The organism is Deltaproteobacteria bacterium (genome assembly GCA_016930875.1).
Taxonomy (GTDB): Bacteria; Desulfobacterota; Desulfobacteria; order Desulfobacterales.
Window position 1 is genome coordinate 1 of the sequence record JAFGFW010000029.1, and the last position, 5,679, is coordinate 5,679.

7 protein-coding genes are annotated in these 5,679 nt (G+C 47.6%); 3 read left to right on the top strand and 4 right to left on the bottom strand.

The genetic code is table 11. The features are described 5' to 3' along the window. Positions 1-218: 218 nt before the first annotated feature. Genes JW883_03060 through JW883_03070 form a run of 3 tightly spaced genes read right to left on the bottom strand, consistent with a single transcriptional unit; the run spans position 219 to position 1,762 of the window. Positions 219-437 (bottom strand): hypothetical protein, encoded by a 219-nt coding sequence (locus JW883_03060; protein ID MBN1841246.1) that lies wholly within the window; start codon positions 435-437, stop codon positions 219-221. A gap of 11 nt (positions 438-448) precedes the next feature. Beyond that, positions 449-706: a hypothetical protein gene (locus tag JW883_03065; GenBank protein ID MBN1841247.1), complete on the bottom strand. Its 258-nt coding sequence runs from the start codon at positions 704-706 to the stop codon at positions 449-451. Between the two features lie 6 nt (positions 707-712). Then, positions 713-1,762, bottom strand: coding sequence for a hypothetical protein (locus JW883_03070; protein MBN1841248.1), 1,050 nt, complete (start codon positions 1,760-1,762; stop codon positions 713-715). 152 nt (positions 1,763-1,914) lie between these two features. Here JW883_03070 and JW883_03075 point away from each other — a divergent pair, with 152 nt between their 5' ends. Genes JW883_03075 through JW883_03085 form a run of 3 tightly spaced genes read left to right on the top strand, consistent with a single transcriptional unit; the run spans position 1,915 to position 5,129 of the window. Beyond that, the gene (locus tag JW883_03075) at positions 1,915-3,150 is read left to right on the top strand and encodes a tyrosine-type recombinase/integrase (GenBank protein MBN1841249.1); all 1,236 of its coding nucleotides are present in this window, start codon (positions 1,915-1,917) and stop codon (positions 3,148-3,150) included. After that, positions 3,143-4,129 (top strand): tyrosine-type recombinase/integrase, encoded by a 987-nt coding sequence (locus tag JW883_03080; protein MBN1841250.1) that lies wholly within the window; start codon positions 3,143-3,145, stop codon positions 4,127-4,129. The genes JW883_03075 and JW883_03080 overlap by 8 nt, the downstream gene beginning before the upstream one ends. Then, positions 4,116-5,129, top strand: a complete 1,014-nt coding sequence (locus tag JW883_03085; GenBank protein MBN1841251.1) for a tyrosine-type recombinase/integrase — start codon at positions 4,116-4,118, stop codon at positions 5,127-5,129. The genes JW883_03080 and JW883_03085 overlap by 14 nt, the downstream gene beginning before the upstream one ends. Before the next feature lie 78 nt (positions 5,130-5,207). Here JW883_03085 and JW883_03090 read toward each other — a convergent pair whose 3' ends face one another. After that, a complete protein-coding gene (locus tag JW883_03090) occupies positions 5,208-5,603 on the bottom strand; it encodes a hypothetical protein (protein MBN1841252.1) in 396 nt (131 codons plus the stop codon). Positions 5,604-5,679 lie beyond the last annotated feature (76 nt).

Sequence of the window (5,679 nt, forward strand, 5' to 3'; positions counted from 1 at the left end):
ACTGGCGGGGGCCATTCACCGCTGGCAGCCCGTTCTTCGGCCATGGATTTGGCGCCGAAGGCTTCTTCAGCCTCGTCCAGGATTTTGAGGGCCAGGGCGGTAGGATCAAGCCCTGTGTTGAAGGCGGAACCGGTGTGCGGCTCGCCGTTGATTTCCAATTGAATGTTCATGGTTGACTCCAATAGGGAGGCCTTGAAGCGGGCCTCCCTGTGATTGTTTTATGTTCCGCGCCCCCGGTCATAGCACAGATCGGCGTACTCCCAGGCGGCGCAAACCTCGCAGTGGTCGGCGGTACGGTCATAGTCAGGATGCCCATACTGGCGCACCCCGTGTGGACAGATATACCGCCCCAGGCACTTGCCCCCACCCAGGCGGTGGGGGAATGGGTAAGCATCACAAGTGCAAAGACGCAGTTTGGTGGAAGGCGGGTTGGTCATGGGATGCTTCCTCACGAGAAACCCAGGCCTCTTGCTTTCAGTGATACAAACTTGTTCGCCCCCCTGCCGACGACCAGGTGATCCAGGACTTGGATGTCGAGGGTCTTGCCGGCATCGATGATTGCGCGAGTCACAGCGCAATCATCCGGGCTTGGGTCAGCCAGCCGTAGAGTAGGGACAGAGACGCCATATATAGATCGCTCTATACGGTCTTCTCCATCCCTCTCTCCGAACCGGACATGAGACTTTCGCCTCATCCGGCTCTCCATTGAGTTCTAAGTCTGGCGATAACCATGTTCTGCATGGTGGCATTTCAGGCACAAGGTTTCCAGGTCTTCAAGTCGGTGTGACTTCATGCCTTTCTTGTGATGTACCTGAAGGTGTTCAGGTGAACCACATCGCACGCATTTGAAGTCGTCCCGCATTTTCGCCCTGAGTTCCCTTTCAGCCATTTCCAGGGGTTCATTGCGATTTGGTTGACCGCTTGCGGCCCCAACCGTGGCTGTGTAGATGGTTTCATCTGGGCCAGTTTCACCCATCGGATAGTCTATGAGCGAAAGTTCGTCTTTCTCATCGGGCAAATAGGGATGGGGAAATCCCGCTCTGCCTTTCTGCATGTACTTGCTCCGCTTTAGCTCTTTCCGCGTGGGCAGCCACTGATACGCTTCCAGGGTGGTTGCCCCTTCACGTATCTCTGCCGTCCAACGTGTCCTGTTGTGGATCACCTTCGTTTTGGATTGGATGAGTTCCTGTTTCCGACTACCCTTGTGTTTCTTGAGGAGCCAGTCCAGGTATCGAAACCAGGTGTAGCGGGTGATTTCTTCAATATCTTCGAGCAGGCTGGTGTGCTTGTAGTATTCAGCCCAGCCTTTCACGATGGCATTGAGAGTTATCATCCGATTGTATTCATCCATCCAGGTCCATGACCTGGTGGTGAGGTCTTTGATTTTCCTTTTGACACGCTTCTTGGCTTTGTCTGTAGGTCGAAGATGCACCACCCACCGTCCTTCAGGTTCGCATCGCTGGATATGAAAGCCCAGGAAGTCAAAACCGTTATTGACATGGGTGATATGCGTCTTTTCTTCAGACAATTCCAGGTGTAGTTCGTTCGCCAGGAAGTCTCGGATCTCTTGCTTGGCCTGTCTCACGCCTTCGATCCGGTCATTGCTGAGGACAACAAAGTCATCAGCGTATCGGATCAGCCGGTAGTTCCCCAGACCAGCCTTTCTCCTTTTCTGCTGTTCGTATGGGGTCAGGTGCCATTTCTCTTCTGCCCACTTGTCAAATTCATTCAGATACACATTGGCAAGTAAGGGTGAGATCACGCCGCCTTATGCAAAGAAAGCTATTATGCAAAGTAACTGACAAAAACACACTCAAATTCGCCGTTTTAAGCCGATTTACTTTGCATAATCTCCGAAATGATATAACCAACCAGAGCTTGACCGCTCAAAATATCATTTTGGAGGCATACATGATGCAAAAGAGACCACTGGCAGAGCTACTAAACGAATTAGAGCAGGAAATGCTACGGCTTGGTTACACCCAAGGTTCCATGACGTTTTATCGAAGGCGATGGCAGATGTTAAGCCAATTCACGCAAGAGAAAGGAGAAATATACTTTTCCGAACGGCTGGGGATTGATTTTGTAGAAAAACACTTTCACATTCTCGAAAAAGATTTAGACCGAACCCTTTCGCAGGCAGAGACTCAGGAACTCCGAATCATCCGGATGATTGGGGATTTTCAGCTTTATCACACCGTTCTGCGCCGGTACTATAAACACAAGGAAATCCTGACGAAACCGTATTTTGTCGAGGTCAGCGACCAATTCAAAAAAAGCTGTTCAGAGAAAGGGTATTCACCAGTCACCATCGACCACTATGTAAAACAGTCTGCCCGATTTATGGATTATCTGGATTCTCAAAGGATCAGTAGCTGCGGAGACATCAATCTCCGGTTGATTAATGACTACATCAAAACATTGGCGGGCTATACTTACAAAACCGTGGAGCAAAATATCTGTTCACTACGGGCTTTTTTCAAGTTCCTTTTCGAAAGCGGGGTAATCCGGACTAATTTTTCCAACCAGACACCGATGGTACAGGCAAGGAAACAGACCCGTATCCCTTCGGTTTGGACAAAAGATGAACTGAAAAAGCTGATTGGTGCCATCGATCGGGGAAGTCCAAAAGGGAAAAGAGATTACGCCCTCATCTTGTTGGTATGTTGCCTTGGCATGCGTTGCGCAGATATAAAACAGTTGAGGCTCGATCACTTCCATTGGGAAGAGAAAAAGCTTGTTTTCACCCAATCAAAGACCAAAGAACCTTTGTCTCTTCCGCTGACCGCAGAAGTGGGCTGGGCGGTAATTGACTACCTGAAATATGGACGGCCTAACATAGACACTCCCTATCTATTTGTAAAACACATCGCCCCGTTTGGACCCTTTTCAGAAGCAGACCATTTATACCAACTGATCAAAGGGTACATGGAACGGGCCCATCTGCCGACACTCAAAAAACGGCGAGGTATGCATTCCTTAAGGCATACCCTGGCCAGTGTGCTTCTTGAAAACGATACCCCGCTTTGCGTCATTTCAGATATCCTGGGTCATGCTGATACCGACTCAACGGCTGTTTATCTGAAAGTTGACATCCAGAAACTGAAGGAATGCTCACTGGATTTTGAGGAGGTTGTTAGCCATGGATAAAGTCGTTTATGAAAGCTCCTTCAAGGAGCACATTAAAAGCCTTGTTGATCTGAAACAGGCGATCGGATATAGCTATGAGACGGAGGCAGCCCATCTCAAACGATTTGACCGATTCCTGGCAGAAAACTATCCTCTTGCGACCTCACTTACCAAAGAAATCGTATTGAACTGGTGCAGGAAAAAATCCTATGAAGCACAGGCAAACCAATGTGCTCGTGCCTCCATCCTCCGTCAGTTCGGAAAATACCTGGATTCCATCGACATAGAGGCCTACATTATTCCTAAAGGATATTTCCCCTCGGAAAAACAATATGTACCTCATATTTTTACCCATGAGGAATTATCCAGGTTCTTTGTCCAAACAGATCAATGCCACTATTGCAGTGAAATTCCCGATCGACATCTGATTATGCCGGTTTTATTCCGCATGATTTATACCTGTGGGCTTCGGGTGTCTGAAGCCAGGCTGCTAAAAGTTGGAGATGTAGATCTTGAAAACGGCATTTTGAGCATCCAGCATTCCAAGATGGATAACAGCCGGTTGGTACCTATGTCCAATTCTCTTGCCGAGAGATGTCGCCATTATTCGAAAAGGGTACATCCTTTTCTGGCGCCCGAAAATTATTTCTTTCCTGCACCTGGCGGTAAACCGATGACGATCGGGAATGTGTATAAAAACTTTCGCAAGTTTCTGTGGCAGGCTGGTATCTCGCACAACGGCAGAGGCCATGGTCCACGCGTCCATGATTTTCGTCATGCCTATGCTGTCCATTGCCTGAAAAAATGGGTAGAACAGGAAAAAGATTTAGCGGCCTATCTCCCTGTCTTGAAAACATACCTGGGACACGATTCATTTGAAGAGACCGCCTATTATCTACGACTGACTGCGGATGTTTTCCCAGAGATTACCGTGAAATTGGAAACATGGTATCCGGAAATTATTCCGGTATTGGAAGGTGACACTCATGAAACCCACTGATTTCGCAAAGTATTTGACAGAGTTCCTTTCAGTGTACCTTCCATCCCAGAAAAATGTCAGTAAAAACACAGTGTATTCCTACCGGGATACCTTTAAATTATTGATTACATACTGCCAGGAAATCCACAACGTTCCAACCGAGCGGATTACGGTAAGTCTGCTTTCCAGTGAATGGATCGTTGGATTTCTCCAGTGGATTGAAACCGAAAGAAAATGCAGTATTTCTACCCGAAATCAGCGGTTGGCAGCCATCCATTCTTTTTTCCGTTACCTTCAGGCCGAAGAACCTTCTGGGCTTCATCATTTCCAAAAAATCATGTCCATTCCCATTAAAAAGACAAGAAAAACGACCGTGGAATACCTGACACCCGAAGCACTAAAACTCCTTCTTGAACAGCCAGATAAACATACGAGAAAAGGTCGGCGTGATCTGACTCTGATGAGTGTCCTCTATGATACTGGAGCCCGGGTACAGGAACTGATTGATCTCAAAGTATGTGACGTTATCCTTGATTCGCCTTCGGTAGTTGTCCTACATGGAAAAGGCAACAAAACCAGAAGGGTGTCCATCATGAAAAACACGATTTCATTAACCCACTCTTATTTGACGGAAAACAACCTGGACAAGCAATGGAAAAACCAGAACCCCTTGTTTTCCAATAATCAGCAGCATCAACTGACCAGAGAAGGCGTCGCTTACATTCTTGCCAAATATGCAGAGTCAGCGCGGAAATCATCTACGATTGTGCCTGCGAACGTGAAACCGCATATCATTCGCCATTCGAAAGCCATGCATCTTCTCCAGGCTGGTGTAAACATCATCTACATCCGCGATTTTTTAGGCCATGTCGATATAAAAACCACAGAAATTTATGCCAGGGCAGATATAGAAACGAAAAGGAACGCCATTGAGAATGCTTATCCCGACCTGATTGACAGTAACTTGCCGGATTGGAATAAGGACCAGGAACTACTGGCGTGGTTATCTCGACTGAAATAGGCTCAGATATTATGCAAAGTAAACGCCAAAAAAAACCTGTTTTTGAAGGTGATTGATGTGTTTACTTTGCATAATGTTTTACTTTGCATAAGGAGGCTTATGCAAAGCTTTGCATAACCCGCCTTGTGGGACGCCTGTTTCCGTTCTAGCAAACAGGCCATCTTCCATTACGCCAGCTTTGAGGAGTTTCCAGATCAGGTCCAGTATGTCTCTGTCTGCTATCCGTTTCTTAAGGATGCTCACGAGCTTACGGTGGTGCACGTTATCGAAGTAACTCTTGATATCTCCTTCGATCGCATAGTAGTACCGATTACTTGGGTTGGTCAGAGACATGCTGACCGCTATGGCGTCCATCGTGCAACGTCCCTTGCGGAAGCCATATGAGTGCGGCTTGAAGTCCGTCTCATAGATCGGGTCCAGAATGGTCCTCAAGGCTTCTTGTACAATCCGGTCTCGGAGGACCGGGACCCCCAAAGTACACTACCATTTCTTCCCAATCCCCTTCGGGATTTGTAACCATCATTCATCCCAACCATCCCCTCTGCGGTCA

Excerpts from the sequence above, each read along its gene's own strand:
- JW883_03060 (MBN1841246.1), bottom strand. The coding sequence starts at position 437 with ATGACCAACCCGCCTTCCACCAAACTGCGTCTTTGCACTTGTGATGCT.
- JW883_03065 (MBN1841247.1), bottom strand. The coding sequence starts at position 706 with ATGGAGAGCCGGATGAGGCGAAAGTCTCATGTCCGGTTCGGAGAGAGG.
- JW883_03075 (MBN1841249.1), top strand. The coding sequence starts at position 1,915 with ATGCAAAAGAGACCACTGGCAGAGCTACTAAACGAATTAGAGCAGGAA.
- JW883_03080 (MBN1841250.1), top strand. The coding sequence starts at position 3,143 with ATGGATAAAGTCGTTTATGAAAGCTCCTTCAAGGAGCACATTAAAAGC.
- JW883_03085 (MBN1841251.1), top strand. The coding sequence starts at position 4,116 with ATGAAACCCACTGATTTCGCAAAGTATTTGACAGAGTTCCTTTCAGTG.